This is a genomic window from Clostridium sp. 001 (assembly GCF_019056555.1).
Classification (GTDB): domain Bacteria; phylum Bacillota; class Clostridia; order Clostridiales; family Clostridiaceae; genus Clostridium_B; species Clostridium_B ragsdalei.
Map to the genome: position 1 here is coordinate 222,685 of NZ_CP020473.1, position 19,203 is coordinate 241,887.

Sequence of the window (19,203 nt, forward strand, 5' to 3'; positions counted from 1 at the left end):
TAAAATGCATTAAATATTTTAATTATAAAAAAATTCTGTAATAATGACTTATTTATACTCTACTCTTCCTCTAAAGATTTTTTATTTGACTTTGATTTGCCAAATATTTTCTCCCAATGATGTCCAACTATCAATCCTGCACAAAAATTTGCCACAGAAAAAGCTCCTACTTCTGCATCACCAGGCAATTCAATAAATGGATGATGATCTGCTTTAATTTTGCTTGAAGCCATGGTGTTTACCTTGTCATCAGTGCCACCTGCCTCCATGTTATGACTGCTCATATACTTACCTGCTCCAAATATAAGAACCAACAAAATTAACAATACTGTTAGAATAGATTTAGTAAATCCATCTATAAACTTAATGCTTGTACCTTTCTTATTTTCTACATCTACTGCATTTGTAGTTGATTTCATCACTATCTTGCCTCCTTATATTTCCGTCCAAGTACATCTGGCATTAAATCAGGACGCCTGCTTACCATAACCTGCAGAATTACAGCTGTAAATACTGCTTCGCCTATAGCTAGAGGTATTTGAGTAGGTCCAAACCCTGCAAAAAATATCATCCACTGCTTGACTATAGGGATATGTCCATGCAAACTTATTGCAAGTTCCAAAGCTGCTACTAAATATGTAACTATATCTCCAACAAAACCTGCCACTCCAGCTGCAAGCCATATAGGGCTTTTAAAATGTCTTAAAACCTTCCAGCAAAAATATCCTGAAATTCCTCCTGCAATACCCATGGAAAAATCATTGGCACCTATAGTTGTAATACCACCATGTCCCAAAAATATGGCTTGAAAAAACAATCCAATAGCTGAAATTACAGCAGTAGCCAGTGGTCCTACTACAATAGCTGCCAGTGGTGTGCCACAAGGATGAGAGCAGGAACCGGTTACAGGTACAGGAAAGTGCATGCAAGAAATAACAAATACTGCCACTCCCATCATAGCAAGAAAAGGTTTATAATATAAATTCTCCTTAACTCTTCTTTTAATCTCTTTAATACCCGGTACAATAAACATGGCACTTATTACATACCATGTACCCCAGGCCTGTGGTGATAAAATTCCATCTTCAATATGCATTTTTATAAGACCTCCAATTTTAATAAGTTACTTCTTCTTACGCATCGTAAACGATTTTAACCCTCCTAGACTAAACTAAGAGGGTTAAATGTATAATAAATAAATTAGTATACTAAAATTAAGTCACCTCCCTATCACTCGTAGAGCTTAATGGTTTCTAAACAATATAGGCAGGTCTTCTGACTTAAGATCATCATCCTTATAGCCTTCCCAGTTTCCCAGTGACATATAAATAAGGACTCCTTTTCTCACAGCGGCGGGACCGTGCAGACTTTTCATCTGGCTTCCCTTTTCAGCATAATAATGCACCTATATCTTTTTTATATTCTTTTATGATAATTACTGTAAAATTGCATTATGTAATTATTTACGTTAATTTTCTCACAATTTCTCTTTTATGTCAAGTATGATCTTTAATGTGCAGAGATTTAGCACCTAAATTCCAGTGAAAATTTTATTTTTACTGGAATTATATTTTTTTACACTTATTTAAAGGTCTGGTAAGCCCTTAAACCGGTAGATCGTAAAAATTGTTATACACTCCCCTACCCCTAAAAATCTTAATGCAAAGTTTCCAGTTTTTATTTTAAAATTACGTCTTTATGAATAGTGGATTATCCCAATCATCTTCTATAGTAAATCTTTCATCTTTTATATCTTCAATAATATCTATTTGGAGCATTTTTTTCTTCCTAAAACCTCTGATACACCTAAAAAAATATAACTGCATTAAATTAAATGCTAGTATCATAAACATTAAAACTGTCTCTACCCCTGTAGAACTGTGAAGAAAACAATGATCTAAATGCCATTCAGTTTTCAACTGATGAAATACATTATTTTCAATATCCCATCTTTTATGCATTATTTTCCATAAAGTTTCTACTGATATAAATTTATCTGTTGTTATGATCCATTCTTCTTTAATTTCTGCTTTATCTCCAGTATGAATTTCTTCTATAAATTTTATGAATCTTACTTCTATACTTGAATCAGACATTTGAAAATTATCATCATCCCACGCTTTAATCTTTCTATAGGTATTTACATTTTCCTTTACAGTCCAATCTTTATCTGCCTCCCGGCATTTAAATAGGGCTAATGCATCTTTTACAATGTGCAGCCTTTCATCTTTTACTCTTACCAATGCATCCATTCCTATAGAAAGAACTTCTTTTATCCAAGTAGATTTACAGTAAAGAGCATCAGCCACTATGATGTCAGCGAAATGATGATACTTCTTATATAACTTCTTAATTAGTCGTTTACTACCCGTAATTTCACCTTCATCTTTACTTGAACTATCTTTTTTAGGTTCAAGCATCTCTTGACCTAAAATAATATGTGGGTCTGATCCTACTGTTGCACACACTACAGATCTATGAAAATAATGGGTAGTTCCATCTCTATTCTCTCGAGAAAGGCATTTATTGCAACATTTTTTAGTACTTTCAAATAACTCTACACCATCTATGGCAGCTACTTTTAAACCATCAATAGTACCATTTCGAAATACTTTGTTTTTTATAGTTGTTTTTATTATGCTGATATGAATGTTTTTCAAGCCATCCATATCAAAGTTACTTAAACACCGCCTGACTGCGTCAATGTGCAGCATTTTAGTATTTTTAGGTAACACTTTTTTAAATTTATTCTTTTCAATCCAATGTTCTAATCTATTGAAACTTCTTATTTGAAGCATGAATCCAAATAACACTACGAAAACTATTGTTGAAACTTTTACTGGAGATTTTACTCTTTTATCTTTTAAACTATTGATTTTTTCACCTATATCATATACTTTATTAATATAAGTAAGTAATTGTTTTAAATAACTTTTACTCATTTTATCAGCATCCTTTTATTTTTAGTTTTCAGCAAAACCATTATAAAAAGGATGCTTTTATTATGCAAATTTTTTCCGTATAATTTCCAGTAAAAATCGGAATCTATTACTTCTACTGTAAATATTCATAAGACTTTATAATCCAAAGGACTACCGTCCTAAAAATTTTTTAAGTGCTAAACTTCTGTTTAATGTGCCTATTATAGTAAACAAGCTGCATCTTGAGTGTCGATATATTGTTCTAGCTCTCCAATAGAGTTTCCAACAAGCTCGTAGACAAGATACTCCGGTTTTACAAAATCCAGCAGCTTTTTTACACAAGTGTCTGTAAAAGGCTTATGGCTGTCTATATTAAAAACATGCATATACATTTCTTCACTCATTGGAGGTAACGTAAACTCTTTTCCTCTTGTGCTACTTATTTTTTCCATTACGTATTCACCTGATAAAGAACAATTAAGATGTATACCCTTTATTATTTTTTTTAATTCTCCTAAATTTTTTACAGTATTTATTATATATTCAATTCCCTGTTTTTCACTTTTAAGATGCAAATTTGTATTCATTAAATGTGATGTATCCAATACAAATCCTTTATTTGAATAATTAACTTTATCTAATAACCTATACGCATTTTCATAACTTAACATGGTAAATCCAGGCCACCACTCATTTTCAAATAGTAATTTTATGTTTGTATCCATGCCTTTAAAAACTTCATTTATTAGATCACTAGCAGCATCTATAATTTCTTTATCAGTATATGTAAAATCATAATTGAAAACATGCTTTTCTTGTACATGAGCTACATGAAGAACAGCATATTCTGCACCAATCTTATCAGCCATTTTAATCTCTTTTCTGTAGTGCTCTATCATAATTTCTCTGTTAGTACCACCATAATATTTTTCAATAACATCCAAACTTTTGAATTGTTTTAAAAGTTCCTGTGTATTATTATTCCAAAAATCTAGCCATGTAGGATAATACTTTAAATGGACGCCTTTAACAAGGTTACATGGAATAATATTTTCATCTAACCCTATGGGATGCAAAAGCTCAATACCATTCATTTTATGTTTTTTTAAAAATTTTATGATATTATTTTTATTACAATCAAATCTTTCAACATCATAATTATATGTAGACAAATTCATTAACTTTAGCATTTTTTATATCTCCTATTTACTTTTAGTATTTTCGTTTACTACACAAATTTTTACAGACGCATTGGTACCCATAGTAAGTTGACTTTTTAATTTTTTAGAATTGTCAAATACAATTTTTACAGGTATTTTTTCAACTTTTCTGTTATGCTTTCCGTCAGTTGAATATGCTGTGGGATTTAACGCATCTTCTGTCATTTCACCTATAGATTTTATTTTTCCTTGAAATTTTTGTGAACCATATTCATCTATAGTTATCTGAACAGGTTGTCCAACCTTTAATCTTCTTATTTTTGTTTCATCTATCTTTGCAGTAACATAAAAATTTTCAGGATCTGCTAAAAGTGCTGCAGTTTTTCCTGGAGATAAAACTTTCCCTGCATTCACTTCCTTTTTTACAACAATACCGTCAATAGGTGATTTTATTAAAGATTGTTCTATACTAGAGTCCGGAAGATTACCCATATCCTGACGTGCCAATATTTCATCTTTGCTAACTAAATCTCCTTCGTTTACATTAAATTGTAGTACTTTTCCTTGAATTTGTGAACCTACTTTAATCACATCAGCAGTAACTTTTGCATCATCAGCAGCTACATAATACACGTGTTCATATACATAATAGGAAACCCAACCAATAGCTATCATTAAAACTGATGCTAATATTCCTATAACCACTTTTTTACGATTTTTAATTATATTAATGACTGTACCAAGTTTCATATTAACCCACCTTTTTCATTATTTCAATCCAACCTCTGCAAACATACCTGGTTTTAAAAGTCCATTTTTACTATTTAAAGTTACCTTTACAAGAACATCCTGGCTCTGTAAATTCACTTTTGAATTTATGACAGCTATCTTTCCCGAAAACTCATTATCTGAGATATCTGGTACTTTTATCACTACACTCTGCCCAACTTGAATTTGATTTAAAATGTTTATTGGTGCATATACATTTACATAGAGATTCTCTGCATTAACTATTGAAACAAGTGGTTTACCTGGAATAACCATGTCTCCTACATTAATGTTTTGTGAACTTACTGTACCTGAAATAGGTGCTGTAATAGAGGCATCTTTTAAAGATGCCTCTGAAGTTTTTAATTGAGCTTGAGCCTGAGCCAGCTCAGATTGATATTCAGAAATATTAGATGCAGTTGAAATAGTTGCACTAGATAGGTTTGCCTGTGCTGCATTTACTGCTGACTTAGCCTGATCAACTTTGCTCTGTAAATCTGATGTATCTAATTTAATAACAACATCTCCCGAATTTACCTTTTTACCTAATTCTGTGAATATTTCAGAAACTCTTCCGGAAATATTAGAAGTTATATCTACATTGTCATTTGTTGCAATCTTTCCACCCATTATAAAGTTAGTATCAGAATTTGATATAGCTAAGTTTGTAGATTTAGTATTACTTATACTATTTGTAGAACTGCATCCACTAAAAAATATTCCAATAGCTAAACAAAATAAAATAGCTTTTTTCATCTGCATCCTCCCATGAATCATATTATTTCCAATCATCTGAATAACCGTCATGTATGCCATCAGCTAAGTATTTCCATACAACTATATCCCCAGTATGATATATCCACTGACCACTTCCAACGTTTGGTTTTACAAACTTGCTTTGTCCCTTTTTTCTAACATAATAACACCATCCAGAAAGCCTTCCTGCCTTTTTCTCTTCCAGCCCTTTTATAGCTGCAAAATATACTGTAGAAGCAGATCCCGTACATTTGTAATTTATTTTAGCATCATCCAAAATTCTTTCCGTTATGTAACCTACCGTTTCACCGTCCATGTTGTTTACATCTTTTCTTAAAAAAACACTATTACCATTAACTGTATCAATAAACTGAAAAGAATTATTTTCTTCTGGATCACCCGACTTAACCACTATATTTTCACCTGAAGATTGGGAAGCTTCAGGATTATTTTCTTTCTGGCTGGAATTACTCCCTGAGCCACTTCCCGCAGAACTTATATATGAGGATTTATCATTTTTTTGAGTTTCAGAAGAAGGTGCTCCACTGGAGCTTTTAGATGAATCTTTTGATTTTCCATTTTCTTTATCTTTAGCACCCTGTGACTGACTAAGTGCCTTTGATTTACTATTTGTATCTTGAGAACTTGTCTGCTTATTTGTAAGGCTATCACTATACATTCTCTCAGCCTTTATAGCAAATGTAAATAAGATGGCACAGACCACAAATGCTACTACAGCTATAATATATTTTTTCTTTTTATTCAATCACAATCATCTCCTTTTCCCTTAATCTACTATATTTTCGCCATTTATATAAGTTATGCTAAGCTTTTTCTTATACCTCTGTAGGACAGGAAAAAAACTATCGTAAAATATAATTGAAAATATGAAAGAACCCCCTCCATGCAAAATATCAAAGGTAAGTCCTGATATATATGCTCCTATAATACTTGCTATATTTATAGGTTTTATAAATGCAGATACATACCATATATTCATAATCCAATCGAACATAAATCCAAACAAAAAGCATACAAGAGAAAACTTTATAGCTGAAACTTTAGTTCCCTTTCTACCCCAAAAACCCGCTATAATTCCTACAAGTCCCCAGGAAAACATCTGCCATGGAGTCCAAGGTCCTTGTCCAAAAAATATATTAGATAAAAAAGCTGTGCTGCTTCCCACTAAGAAACCTTCATAAGGACCGAACACAAAACCAGTTAGTGCTACTAAAAAAGTTACCGGCTTTACATTTGGAACAGGTGCAAAAGCTACTCTTGAAACAGCTGCAAAAGCACTTAATGTAGCTATAATTGCTATTTCCTTTGTACCTGCATTGCTTTTTTCAAAATAAAAATAGCTTAAAAAAAGTATGGCAAATACCCCAATTGTAGACATAAGAGAAGCTCCTGTTTGAACATCATTTTTAAATGTAAGAGCCATAAGAGCTATAATAATAACAGCCGTAAATGGAATTACTATTTTTTTTATCATTTTACACCTTCCAATATTTTTAATACATTAATAGTCTATTTAAATTTATATATACCTCTCCCTGCATTTCCCTTAAACATCTTATATGCCTCAAGTGCTTGAGTTGCCTGTTCCGTTGCCATAGCATTGTATCCTGTTCCTTTTACATGGCAGAATCCTCCACCTGCTACTTCATAACTTAAAAGGGCATCTATTGTGGTCTTCCCATTTTTAGTAAAAGATTCACTTGTAGGATCTATTCCGTTGGCACAGAGAGCTATTATGACCTGTGATATACTCTCACTATTAGATACTCCCCAGGAAGAATAACCACCATCTGCATCTTGCATAGAAGAAAGTTTATCAAAAGCTGTACTAACAGCATCCTTCACATCTTCTTTATCTTTATAAGGTGCTAAAGCCGTAAGTGCCATACCAGTCATATCCGGATCAGCTTTCTCCCCAGCATAATCCCAACCTTTATCATTTGTTCTATTCTTTAAGACTTCACTTATTAATTTATCTCTTGTCCATGCAGAATCTTGTGGTATGTTAAAGTTTCCAGAATCCAGAGCTATAAGTGCAAATACTTCTGCATTTATTCCCTGTTCCGATATATCTTTGTTATTATATATCTTTTCTATGAGATTATAACTTTTATCACCAGCCTGAAAATTTGTAGGATCCTGTCCTATGGCCATAAGTGCTAAAGTAGTCCTCTCATAATCAGTAGGTTGTGTTAATTCTCCATTTACAGAACTTATGCTATTTTGAAGATTACTCAGATAACTTGCAGGAACTGCTGCCCTATATCTCGATATTGCTAATGCCTGCCAATCATCTAATCCTTCTTTTTCTGCATTACTTAGTATTTTGCTTACAGCTGAATTTAAGGAATTGTCTACAGAAGAAGAAACTCCACTAGATATACCTTCAATTTCATCTAAAATTGAATCAGGTACAACTAAATTGCTGCCTAAAGCTGTAAGTACAGTATTATCTGACATATTAGATTTTATAAAATTTGAAGTATTAGTAGAAATAGTTTTATAAACAAGTACCATAGGAGCAGATTTTTCTGCTGCAAGATCTGAACCTGAAAGTGCATCTGCAAATTCATTTCCACTTGGTCCGTCTCCTTCTGCTATATAAACATTGTCAAATTTAAGATCTGATTTAAAATTTTGAAGTATAGAAAGATTTGTTTCAAATCTAGTAGAACCTCCTAACCTTTCAGCATTTGGAAGTACATTTTTTACGTTATCTCCTATAGAAGCAGTTCCCCCTACTACATAAGTCTTTTTTACGTTACTGCCTTTTATATAGTTACTTACTACATCTGGTAGGCTTCCACTTCCTGATAAAAGTATTGGCATGCCTTTACTTGCAGCTATTGGTGCTATAGAGAGGCTATCTGCATAACCATTTCCTGATGCAACTACGGCACTATCTACATTACCAATATTCTGGGCTACCTTCACTGAAGTTTCATATCTATTTGTACCTCCAAGTCTTTGTATATCACTTATCCCAAGACCTTTTAGTTGAGTTACTATATTGTCAGATAATGAAGCTGTTCCTCCAATTAAAAACACCTTACTTGCTTTAAGTCTTTTAATTTCACTTATAGTATTATCATTTAAGGCATCCTGCCTTGAAAGAATTATAGGTGCATTGAATTTTTTTGCAAGAGGAGCTGCACAAAGAGCATCTGCATAACCATATCCCTGTGCTATAACTACAGTACTGGACCCATCTTTCCACCCATTTTGACTTATTTTAAGTGAAGTTCCAATTCTATCGCTTCCATAAATTCTATCTCTAGTTATAGTTTTAGCAGCAGAATTTTTACTTCCTGCATCAGCATTTACATTTGCTTCAAACCCAGATATTGTAATACCCAGTGTACATAAAAATACAATAAACTTATTAATATTCTTTTTCATATTACTTTCATTCCCTTCTCTTTTATTTTAGAAACTGCTCTTTCCCCAGTCACCTTCATAGCCATCATGAATTCCATCAGCAAGATACTTCCAAACTATTACATCACCATTGTGCCATGTCCACTGTCCACTGCCTATATTAGGTTTGTGAAATACGTTGTCTCCATTTTTTCTGATATAATAGCACCATCCTGAAAGTTTTCCAGCTTTTTTCTCTTCAAGTCCATCTATAGCTGCAAAATAAAGTGTAGAAACAGAACCTGTACATCTATAATTTATCTTAGCATCATCCAAAATTCTTTCCGTTATATATCCTACAGTTTCACCCTCCATACTTTTGTCCACATCTTTTGAAACAACCATTTTATTGCCGTGGACTGTATCGATAACCTGAAAAGTACACTTGCTCTCTGGATCTGTAGAAGTAACCTTTACACTTCCTTTTGAGGTAACAGTAGAAGGATTACTTGATTTTGATCCATTTTTAGATTCAGTGTTTGATGGATAATCTAAAGAAGACTTACTACTTGCAGAAGAAGATCCACCAGAACCAGAAGATTTACTACCGTTTTCAGAAGACTTTGAAGTAGAATCATTTTTATTTTCTGCAGCATTACCTGCAGCATTTTTATGGCTGGATTTGCTTTGAGAATTTTCAGCACTCATCTGCTTATTTGTCAGCGTATTAGCATACATTCTTTCAGCTTTTAAGCCAAAAGTAAACATAATTACAAATATAGCAAAGGCAGTAATTGCTATAACATACTTCTTTTTGTTCTTCTTAATATTCATAAATACACATTACCTCCTTTATTTATTGCTGGATATAACTTATAATGAGTTTTCGCTTATACCGCTTGAATACAGGTAAAAAGCTATCATAAAATATAATTGAAAATATAAATGAACTTCCTCCATGTAAAACATCAAAAGTAAGGCCTGATACATATCCTCCTATAAACGTCCAGAAATTTAAAGGCTTTACAAATCCAATTATATATTGAAGATCCATAATCCAATCAAACATAAAGCCAAATAAGAAGCATACTACTGAAAAATTAAAAGCTGATACTTTTTTTCCTTTTTTACCCCAAAAGCCTGCTATAATTCCCACAAGTCCCCAGCAAAACATCTGCCATGGTGTCCAGGGACCCTGTCCAAAGAATATATTGGATAAAAAAGCTGTAGTACTTCCAACTAAAAATCCCTCATAAGGTCCAAACACAAATCCAGTTAAAGCAACTAAAAATGTAACAGGTTTTACATTTGGAATAGGCGCAAAAGCTATTCTGCCAACGGTGGCAAAAGCACTCAACGTAGCTATAATTGCTATTTCTTTTGTTCCTGCATTACTTTTTTCAAAATAGAAATAACTCATAAACAGTATTGCAAAAACACCAACCATGCACATAACTGAAACTCCGGTTTGAAAATCACTCTTTACTGTAAGCGCCATTAATACTATAATTATGGCAGCTGTAATTGCAATTATTAATCTTTTCATACCTCACACCTTCCAAGCGCTTCTTCCAATGTAAATATACTGTCTTCCCTATCTCTAAGCAGTTTATTCATGGAAGTAGTATAAAATATTCCATCTCCTAGTACCTGTTTTTTATCCCCATCCGCTACTATGGCACCGTTAAACATAATCATATACCTTTTGCAAAAATTACTGGCAAAATCAGTATCATGGGTTATGAGTACAATAGATGTGCCTTTTTTATTTAATCTTTCCAGTAATTTGCCTAACTTATATTTAAGTCCACTTTCCAGTCCCCTGGTAGGTTCATCAAGTAAGATTATATCCGGCTGCAAAACAAGTATAGTGGCAATTGCTACCCTTTGACGCTGTCCACCACTTAAATCTCTTGGATTTTTTTCTCTCAAGTCATATATTTCAAGTTCTTTTAAGATATTTTTTATAACCTTCTCATCATATATACCATAGTTATCCATAGTAAATTTTACTTCTTCATATACACTTTCCTTAGACAAATAGTCATTAGGATTTTGAGATACATATCCTATATGCTTTGCTATTTGACGTATATTCATCTTAGATGTGTCTTTCCCATAAAGCTTTATTGTTCCTTCGTAATTCTTAAGCCCCATAACACATTTTAAAAGAGTACTTTTTCCTGCGCCATTAGCTCCCATTATGCTTATAAATTCACCTTTTTTTACATTAAAATTTAAATTCTTCAAAACCTTTTTTGAGCCATATTTGCAGCCCATTTTCTTTACAGAAAGTACCTCGGCTTCATCGTTTTCCTTAAAAATACTTTTATCCTTTTCTTTTAATTTCAAAGAACTGTTTAAAATCTTAACCCTTGCATCTTTAAAATCCTGGGGCATAGTATTAAAATCCAATTTTTTAAAAAACTTAAGATAATCTGGCATAAACATGTACTGTCTTTCATTGCAATTATCATAAAAATCCTTTTTATCTTTAAACAATTTTAAAGTTCCATCGTTCATAATTGCTATAGAGTCAACAGTATCAAACCATCTGTTTACTCTCTGCTCAATAACTATAACCGTTATTCCAAGCTCTTGATTTATCTTTTTTACTAAATTTAACATTTCCTCTGCAGATGAAGGATCAAGCTGAGAGGTAGGTTCATCTAATATTATGCAGCTTGGCATATATACAAGGGCAGAGGCTACTGCCACTTTTTGTTTTTCTCCTCCTGAGAGAGAAGTTACATCCCTTTCTGCCAAATGAAGTATACCAGAAAACTGAAGAGCTTCATAAACTCTCCTTTTTATCACTTCTTCATCTGCTCCTATATTTTCAAGTCCAAAAGCTATTTCCCTGTGTACTTTGTTCATAACAAGCTGCTTTTCCGGATCTTGAAAAACCATAGTTATTTTTTTTGCCCTTTCCTTATGGCTCATTTTGTTTACCAATTCACCATCTATTTTTATTTCTCCACCTATAGTACCTCCATAAAAATTAGGTACTGTTCCTACTATAGCCCTTGCAAGTGTAGATTTTCCAGAGCCTGATCTACCTGCTATGAGAAGAAAATCATTTTTCTCCAGAGACAAATTTATGTCTTTTAGCGACTTGTGTTTCTCAAGGGGATAAGTGAAATTTAAATTGCTAATCTCTATATACGACATATTCCTTCTCCTCACTATTAAAAATTATGGTTAAAGTAATTACTACTATAAACGCAATAATTATGGCTATACCAACATTAAAAAAATTAACAGCAGTCACACCATCATATATGTTAAACTCCACCCATTTTTTAAATTGTGCTACACCATAAAATATCATGAGAGCTACACTTAAAACTATAACTTCCCAGTCCTTGTTTTTAAATTTTTGTCTATCATAAACGCTCCTGCTGCCACTTAAAAATCCCCTTACATAGGCAGATTCACCTATGCTAAAAGAACCTTCCATAGAATCCTCTAAAAGTACCGACATTACGGGAATATAGCTGTGTGCTTTTTCCTTCGCTTTTTTCTTGTTAAATATAACTCCCCTTATTTCATATATTTCTTTTAAATTCTTAAATCTGTCTTTCATAGTTGGAATAAGCTTAAAACTTATCATAAGCATGAGAGTGGACTTTGGCATTATAGACGAAAAATAGGAAACTGCTTTATCCGTATCAATCATGATTTCAAGTATTAAAAAGAGATATATGACAGCTAAAAATTTAAAACACATAACTACTGCATAAATTACAGCTTCTAATGTAAAACGCTTGTGAAAAAGATAAAAAAGGGTAGTGCTTCCTGAACTTACAAAAAGCATATTTATAACTATTATCAAAATAGCAATTGGAATAAAATAATAAAATCCGGTTTTAAACTTTTGTTTTTCCTTTGAAAATATTATCATTCCTATAATAAATATGTACACAGATCCAAGTATTACTGGATTATCATTAGAAAATATTATAATCATCATAGACATAAATACCAGTGATGCAGTAAGAACATGATACTGTTTAAAGTCAATAAAATGTCTAACCTTTTCCCTATTCCGTGATTTTGACAAAGGTACTGCTTTTACTCCTTCACTCATTATATTAATTCTCACTTCCTTAAAATTAACTGAAGAATGACTTAGTAAAAGTAAGCCATTCTCTAAGCTATCTATATTCATTAACTAAAATTTATATAGAGATCCTCCTTTACTCTTAAAAAGATTATATGCTGCCACAGCTTCCAATCCCTGTTCTGTAGACATACCATTCAATGAAGTATCTGTATGTCCAAAACCTTTGTTGTCACTTGTGGCAAAGCTCAATAGTGAATCCATTGGATTTTTACCATTTTTTATAAATCTGCTGTCTGTAGTTGGATCTATACCATTTGCGCACAAACCTATTATAACTTGAGCTGAACTCTCACTATTTTCAATGCCACAGGATACAAATCCACCGTCACCTTCTTGTATTTTGGAAAGTGTATTAACCGCCGCATCAACAGCTGACTTTACATCTGAATTAGTGCTGTAATATGGAGCTAGTGCAGAAATTGCCATACCAGTCATATCAGGATCTGCTGAATCACCAGCATAACTCCAGCCACCGTCTTTGGTTTTATTATTTAATATAGCTTTAATTAAAGTATCTCTAGTCCATTTTGCATTATCCGGTACCTTGAAATTTTTTGAGTCAAGGGCTATAAGTCCAAACACATAGGCATTTATCCCCTGGCTGTCCATATCACTGTTGCACATTTTTTCTATAAGGTTCTGACCTGATATATTTGTAGGGTTTCCTCCAGCTACAAGTACTGCTAGTGTAGTTCTTTCATACTCCGTAGGTTGTCCTAAATCCAGTACTCCTCCTTTTGTATTGCTTGTTATTCTGTCCTGCAATTTTGATAAATAATCTTTTGGTACCTGATTGCTTGTTTTATTTAATCCAAGGGCAATCCAATCATCACAATTATTACTTGTAATGCTTGAGCTTATTCCATTTATAAGATTATTTATAGATGATGTATAATCTTTTATCTGGGAGTTTTTTACCGTTATAGTGCAAGCTGCTGTTTTATTTCCATCTTCCGTAACTGCTGTTATTGTTGCTGTTCCTTCTTTTACTCCTGTTACCAATCCTTTTCCATCTACTGCTGCTATAGTCTTATCACTACTTGACCAATTTACATTTTTATCAGTAGCATTATCTGGTTGTACTGATGCCTTTAACTGGAGTGTACCTCCTACTGCAACAGTTCCTGTTTTATCTAAAGTTATTCCTGTTACAGAAATAGAAGATGGAGTATTTCCACCTGAATTTGATGAATTAACAGTAACCTTACAGGAAGCAGATTGTGGTGTATAATTACGAACAAATCCCTTTGTATTATCTATTGAATTTGCTGTTATTGTTGCTGTACCTGAATTTACGGCTGTTACTTTACCATTACTGTCTACTGTGGCTACAGTTTTATCACTGCTTTCCCATGTTACATCTTTATCAGTAGCATTAGAAGGGCTAACAGCAGCTGTAAGATTTTCAGTTTGATTTGCATTTAAAGTTAAATCAGTTTTGTTAAGAGTAATTGAATCTACATCTCTAAATTGAGTCTCATCCCAAGCTCCAACAACATAAATCCAGTGTATTTTTTCATTGTCATTGTTAATGTATTCTACTCCACAGCCATGATTTGGAAAAGTGCCATCCACACTGTATTTCCATCCACTCTGATTTGTCTGTCCATTTCCTCTTGGCCTATCAAATTCCGTTTCTCCATCTATACTTGATATATATACAGCTGCACCCGTAGTACTGCCACCAGTTCCCTTATTTACAAATTTTATTCCCTTACTATCAAGAGTACTTTTAAGCAAGTCGTAAACTGACTCTCCTTTGGCAGCCTCTAAATTTGTTTCATTGATTACATTTCCTTTATAACCATCAATTACAAGTGACACATGTAACTTATCTGAAGTAGGGTTTGTAGTTATAGTTGTAGTTGTAGTTGCTGTAGTGGGATTTCCTATACCACTGTCAGGGGTTTTGCCATTAAATAAATCTTCAATTCCATTTAAAATTACATCAGGTACTACTAATGTTCCACCTAAAGCTGTAAGAACAGTATCCTTGGACATATTAGACTTTATAAAATTTGCAGTGTCGGTAGATATTGTATTATAAACAAGTACAACAGGAGCAGATTTTTGAGCTGCAAGAGCTGAACCTGAAAGAGCATCTGCAAATTCATTTCCACTTGTTCCATTTCCCTCAGCTATATACACATTGCTAAAATCAAAATCAGATTTAAAATTTTGAAGTACAGCTAAGTTTGTTTCAAATCTATTACTTCCTCCAATTCTCTGCACATTTGAGAGCGAATTTGTTATATTATCAGATATAGAATTTATTCCACCTATTACATAACTTTTGTTCACGTTTACTTTTTTTATATAATTTTTAACTACATCAGGAAGAATATCCTTTTGTGATAAAAGTATTGGCATTCCTTTTTTTGAAGCTATAGGTGCTATAGAAAGACTGTCTGCATAGCCGTTTCCAGATGCAACTACAATACTATTTACACTATTTCCTAAACTTTCAGCTATTTTCACAGAAGTTTCATATCTTGTTGCACCTTCGAGCCTCTCTACATCATTTATACCAATATTTTTTAGTTCAGATTCCACATTATCAGATAATGAAGCTTTACCTCCAATTACAAAAGCTTTACTTACCTTAAGTCTTTTTAATTCACTTACAGTCTCATCACTTAATCCATCTTGCTTTGAAAGTATTATAGGTGCATTATATTTTTTAGCAAGTGGTCCTGCACAAAGGGCATCTGCATACCCATAACCCTGGGCTATAACTACAGTGCTTGAACCATTTTTCCAACCACTTTGACTTATTTTCAGTGAAGTTTCAATTCTATCATTTCCATAAATCCTGTCTTTACTTATATTTACACTTTGCTGTGTAGTTTTTGCATTCGCACCTGATTCTGCATATGCACTTCCACTAAAACCACACATTCCAATACTTACTATAAACAAAAACATAATAATCTTAGTTATAATTTTTTTCATAGTATCCCCCTTAAGAACTTATAGTTTTAATTATTTAAAACTGCTTAAAGAATGGCTGAGTAAGAGAAGCCATCCTTTAAAACATATTTTAAATTTTATTTATTTTGATTGGACGGGTATATCTATACTATCAGAAATAATATTCATACTTTCTAAACTGTCCCAAATAAATGCTTTCAATTTGTATGCTCCTTCTTCTGGAAGTTTCATCATAGTCGTTAAAATAGATGAATCATTATTTTTTATTGTTTGTCTTCCACATACATAATTGATAAATTTGCCACCTTCATCATATAACGCTACTATTAATGATGCATCTTGGTCTTTACCTGAATTATTTTCAGCTTTTACAGATATCTTTGCATCATCACCTAATTTAAATGAACTATCCTTTGTCAAATTAGTTATTACCAATGGCTGAGCTACTGTAACTGCACACTGTGCCGTTATATTTTTATTATATTTACCTGAGGCCGTTATAGTTGCCGTTCCTATCTTTACTGCCGTTACCTTTCCATTGTTGTCTACCTCCGCTATCGTTGGGTCACTACTTGACCAATTTACCGTTTCTGTAGCTGTTATAGGAGATACATTTGCTCGAATAGTTTGTATATCACCTACATTTAAGCTCATTTTTGTATTGTCTAAACTAATTTTATCTATGTCTCTAAACATAGTTTTTCCAAAATCGCTTGTAAAAAATAATCTTATTTTATCTCCATTTTTAACTTTATAATCTTTCATTCCTAAAGTTGGTTGTATGCCATTAACATCATACATCCATCCACTAATTGCTCCTCTATCGCGCTGTGATTCATTATCTATCATAGAAAAGTATCCATTATCGTCAGTATATTCTATTTTTTTATCATCTAATACCTGCTTTACAAATTGTTCTACTGTTTTTCCACCTTCTGCTTCAATAGATTTAGCATCTAATATACTTCCCTTATAGCCTGTAACACTTAAATCTACCTGAACAGCTTGCTTTTTATCTGATACTGTAACTGTACACTGTGCTTTTGCATCTTTATTGTCTTCAGATACTACTGTTATTGCTGCTGTTCCAGCCTTTACTGCTGTTACTTTTCCATTTTCATCTACTGCTGCTATAGTTTTATCACTGCTTGACCAATCTATCTTCGTGTTAGTGGCATCTTTTGGTGTTATCGTTGGTATAAGCTGCAATGTATCTCCTGTTGTCAAGTTTGCACTTGTTTTGTCAAGACTTACTCCTGTCACCTTTACTATCTGTGGTTGTTGTGAATTTACTGTAATTGTACATTGATCTGTTTTAGGCCCATATTTTTTTTGATTAAAATCTGTTCTATCATTATCCACTGATGCTGCTGTTATTGTTGCTGTCCCTGCTTTTACTGCTGTTACATTTCCATTTTCATCTACTTTGGCCACTGTAGGGTCACTGCTTTTCCAGGTTACACCTTTATCTGTAGCATTATCTGGATCAATTGTAGCTGTAAGCTGCTGTGTACCATTTACATTTAAGTTCAAGCTTTGTTTATCTAAGCTAATTGAATCTACATCTCTAAACTGGATTTCATCCCAGGCACCTTCTACATATATCCAGTGCACTTTATCTCCATCTTTAAGGTTAACGCTTCCACAGCCTACATTAGGGAATACCCCATTTACGCTGTATTTCCAGCCGCTTTGTGCTCCTCTGTCTTTTTCCGTTTCACCTGCTATATCAGATATATATGGTGAGAAATCGCCACCAGGATTTTTATAGGTTATTCCTTTGGCTGCAAGTTCATTTTTAAACATGCTATAAACTGTTTGTCCTTCTGCAGCTTCTATATTTTCATCAGTTAACATATTTCCCTTATATCCATCAATAATCATTGATACGTGTATGGTTTTGTCAGGTACGGTTTTGGCAATAACTGTTATAGTACAAACTGCTGTTTTCTGTCCATCTTCTGTAGTTGCTGTTATAGTTGCTGTTCCTGCCTTTACTGCTGTTACATTTCCATTTCCATCTACTGCTGCTATAGCTTTATCACTGCTTGACCAATCTACCTTCGTGTTAGTAGCATCTTTTGGTGCTATTGTTGGTATAAGCTGTAATGAATCCCCTTCTGTAAGCTTTGCACTTGTTTTATCCAGACTTATTCCAGTTACCTTAGTATCTGAAGTATTTGCTGCAAAATTCTTATATACTGATCCTTTGCCTTCTTTAAAAAGATTGTATGCAGCTAGTGCTCTAAATCCCTGTTCTGTTGCCATACCATTAGCTGATTTATTATCTGTATATCCAAATCCACTATTGTCACTTACTGTATAGCTCAATAATGCATCCAAAGGGTTTTTACCATTCTTTGTAAATCTACTATCTGTAGTTGGATCTACGTTGTTATCACATAATCCTATTATTACCATAGCTTCACTGTTTGCATTTTCATCGCCACCGCCATCTTTAGGGCTCCATGATGCAAATCCACCATCATTCTTCTCAATATTTGCAAGTATTTCAACTGCTCCATCCACAGCTGATTTTACATTTGCCTTAGTGCCATAATATGGAGCTAAAGCTGAAAGTGCCATTCCTGTCATATCAGGATCTGCTGAACCACCACTATAACTCCAGCCCCCATCTGTAGTCTTATTATCTAATATTCCCTGAATCAAACTATCTCTAGTCCATTTTGAGCCATCAGGTATATTAAATTTCCCCGCATCAAGAGCTATAAGTGCAAATACATAGGCATTTATGCCTTGATCTTTGATGCCCTCATTGTTATATATTTTTTCTATTAAATTCATTCCAGCAAAGTTTGTTGGATCTCCACCAGCTGCAAGTATTCCCAAAGAAGTTCTCTCATAATCTGTAGGTAAAGATAAGGAATCTGAACCACTTTTTATATTACTTTCAAGATTTGTTAAATAGCTTCCTGGTACTTCTTTTCCTGCCTTATTTAAATCCAAAGTCTGCCAATCACCCATGTTTTGTATAATAGATGGACTCATTGAATTTATAAGACTATTTATTTGAGATGAATATCCAGTTCCATCTGCAAATACTTGAGCTGTACCAGTTCCTACTATACCAAGCATCATCATTATGGTTACAAAAAATGACATCAACTTGACTTTAAAATCCTTCATATACTCTCTCCTTTCA

At 33.2% G+C, this 19,203-nt stretch carries 15 protein-coding genes and 1 riboswitch; all 15 genes read right to left on the minus strand.

Annotated elements, in window-relative coordinates; genetic code table 11:
* Positions 1 to 59 precede the first annotated feature (59 nt).
* Entirely contained in the window at positions 60 to 419 is a 360-nt protein-coding gene (locus tag B5S50_RS01060) for a hypothetical protein (protein ID WP_065079273.1), read from the minus strand.
* Positions 420 to 421: 2 nt separating this feature from the next.
* Positions 422 to 1,096 (minus strand): energy-coupling factor ABC transporter permease, encoded by a 675-nt coding sequence (locus B5S50_RS01065; protein ID WP_065079274.1) that lies wholly within the window; start codon positions 1,094 to 1,096, stop codon positions 422 to 424.
* A 151-nt stretch (positions 1,097 to 1,247) separates the two neighbouring features.
* A riboswitch (cobalamin riboswitch) is annotated at positions 1,248 to 1,424 on the minus strand.
* Positions 1,425 to 1,688: 264 nt separating this feature from the next.
* The gene (locus B5S50_RS21390; protein ID WP_254306610.1) at positions 1,689 to 2,942 is read right to left on the minus strand and encodes a transposase; all 1,254 of its coding nucleotides are present in this window, start codon (positions 2,940 to 2,942) and stop codon (positions 1,689 to 1,691) included.
* 200 nt (positions 2,943 to 3,142) lie between these two features.
* Positions 3,143 to 4,111, minus strand: a complete 969-nt coding sequence (locus B5S50_RS01075) for a TIM barrel protein (protein WP_065079275.1) — start codon at positions 4,109 to 4,111, stop codon at positions 3,143 to 3,145.
* Between the two features lie 12 nt (positions 4,112 to 4,123).
* Positions 4,124 to 4,831 (minus strand): efflux RND transporter periplasmic adaptor subunit, encoded by a 708-nt coding sequence (locus B5S50_RS01080; protein WP_217302865.1) that lies wholly within the window; start codon positions 4,829 to 4,831, stop codon positions 4,124 to 4,126.
* An 18-nt stretch (positions 4,832 to 4,849) separates the two neighbouring features.
* The gene (locus tag B5S50_RS01085; RefSeq protein ID WP_217302866.1) at positions 4,850 to 5,605 is read right to left on the minus strand and encodes an efflux RND transporter periplasmic adaptor subunit; all 756 of its coding nucleotides are present in this window, start codon (positions 5,603 to 5,605) and stop codon (positions 4,850 to 4,852) included.
* Positions 5,606 to 5,627: 22 nt separating this feature from the next.
* Positions 5,628 to 6,371, minus strand: a complete 744-nt coding sequence (locus tag B5S50_RS01090) for a DUF4430 domain-containing protein (protein ID WP_065079277.1) — start codon at positions 6,369 to 6,371, stop codon at positions 5,628 to 5,630.
* A 21-nt stretch (positions 6,372 to 6,392) separates the two neighbouring features.
* A complete protein-coding gene (locus B5S50_RS01095; RefSeq protein ID WP_242872159.1) occupies positions 6,393 to 7,100 on the minus strand; it encodes an ECF transporter S component in 708 nt (235 codons plus the stop codon).
* Positions 7,101 to 7,135: 35 nt separating this feature from the next.
* A complete protein-coding gene (locus tag B5S50_RS01100; RefSeq protein ID WP_065079278.1) occupies positions 7,136 to 9,025 on the minus strand; it encodes a cell wall-binding repeat-containing protein in 1,890 nt (629 codons plus the stop codon).
* Positions 9,026 to 9,052: 27 nt separating this feature from the next.
* Positions 9,053 to 9,817 (minus strand): DUF4430 domain-containing protein, encoded by a 765-nt coding sequence (locus B5S50_RS01105; RefSeq protein ID WP_083985757.1) that lies wholly within the window; start codon positions 9,815 to 9,817, stop codon positions 9,053 to 9,055.
* A 22-nt stretch (positions 9,818 to 9,839) separates the two neighbouring features.
* On the minus strand, positions 9,840 to 10,529 hold the full coding sequence (locus B5S50_RS01110) for an ECF transporter S component (RefSeq protein WP_013238880.1): 690 nt from the start codon (positions 10,527 to 10,529) through the stop codon (positions 9,840 to 9,842).
* A complete protein-coding gene (locus B5S50_RS01115; protein ID WP_065079279.1) occupies positions 10,526 to 12,154 on the minus strand; it encodes an ABC transporter ATP-binding protein in 1,629 nt (542 codons plus the stop codon). Before B5S50_RS01115 ends, B5S50_RS01110 begins: the two co-directional genes overlap by 4 nt.
* Positions 12,135 to 13,073 carry an energy-coupling factor transporter transmembrane component T gene (locus B5S50_RS01120; RefSeq protein ID WP_065079312.1) on the minus strand — a complete coding sequence of 313 codons (939 nt, stop codon included), beginning with the start codon at positions 13,071 to 13,073 and terminating at the stop codon, positions 12,135 to 12,137. Before B5S50_RS01120 ends, B5S50_RS01115 begins: the two co-directional genes overlap by 20 nt.
* Positions 13,074 to 13,157: 84 nt before the next feature.
* Positions 13,158 to 16,061: a cell wall-binding repeat-containing protein gene (locus B5S50_RS01125; protein WP_065079280.1), complete on the minus strand. Its 2,904-nt coding sequence runs from the start codon at positions 16,059 to 16,061 to the stop codon at positions 13,158 to 13,160.
* 99 nt (positions 16,062 to 16,160) lie between these two features.
* Positions 16,161 to 19,187: an Ig-like domain-containing protein gene (locus B5S50_RS21395; protein ID WP_254306661.1), complete on the minus strand. Its 3,027-nt coding sequence runs from the start codon at positions 19,185 to 19,187 to the stop codon at positions 16,161 to 16,163.
* Between the last annotated feature and the right edge of the window lie 16 nt (positions 19,188 to 19,203).

Coding starts and splice junctions, on each gene's coding strand:
- B5S50_RS01065 (WP_065079274.1), bottom strand. CDS start 1,096: ATGCATATTGAAGATGGAATTTTATCACCACAGGCCTGGGGTACATGG.
- B5S50_RS01095 (WP_242872159.1), bottom strand. CDS start 7,100: ATGATAAAAAAAATAGTAATTCCATTTACGGCTGTTATTATTATAGCT.
- B5S50_RS21395 (WP_254306661.1), bottom strand. CDS start 19,187: ATGAAGGATTTTAAAGTCAAGTTGATGTCATTTTTTGTAACCATAATG.
- B5S50_RS01125 (WP_065079280.1), bottom strand. CDS start 16,061: ATGAAAAAAATTATAACTAAGATTATTATGTTTTTGTTTATAGTAAGT.
- B5S50_RS01115 (WP_065079279.1), bottom strand. CDS start 12,154: ATGTCGTATATAGAGATTAGCAATTTAAATTTCACTTATCCCCTTGAG.
- B5S50_RS01105 (WP_083985757.1), bottom strand. CDS start 9,817: ATGAATATTAAGAAGAACAAAAAGAAGTATGTTATAGCAATTACTGCC.
- B5S50_RS01110 (WP_013238880.1), bottom strand. CDS start 10,529: ATGAAAAGATTAATAATTGCAATTACAGCTGCCATAATTATAGTATTA.
- B5S50_RS01060 (WP_065079273.1), bottom strand. CDS start 419: ATGAAATCAACTACAAATGCAGTAGATGTAGAAAATAAGAAAGGTACA.
- B5S50_RS01080 (WP_217302865.1), bottom strand. CDS start 4,831: ATGAAACTTGGTACAGTCATTAATATAATTAAAAATCGTAAAAAAGTG.
- B5S50_RS21390 (WP_254306610.1), bottom strand. CDS start 2,942: ATGAGTAAAAGTTATTTAAAACAATTACTTACTTATATTAATAAAGTA.
- B5S50_RS01085 (WP_217302866.1), bottom strand. CDS start 5,605: ATGAAAAAAGCTATTTTATTTTGTTTAGCTATTGGAATATTTTTTAGT.
- B5S50_RS01120 (WP_065079312.1), bottom strand. CDS start 13,073: ATGAGTGAAGGAGTAAAAGCAGTACCTTTGTCAAAATCACGGAATAGG.
- B5S50_RS01100 (WP_065079278.1), bottom strand. CDS start 9,025: ATGAAAAAGAATATTAATAAGTTTATTGTATTTTTATGTACACTGGGT.
- B5S50_RS01075 (WP_065079275.1), bottom strand. CDS start 4,111: ATGCTAAAGTTAATGAATTTGTCTACATATAATTATGATGTTGAAAGA.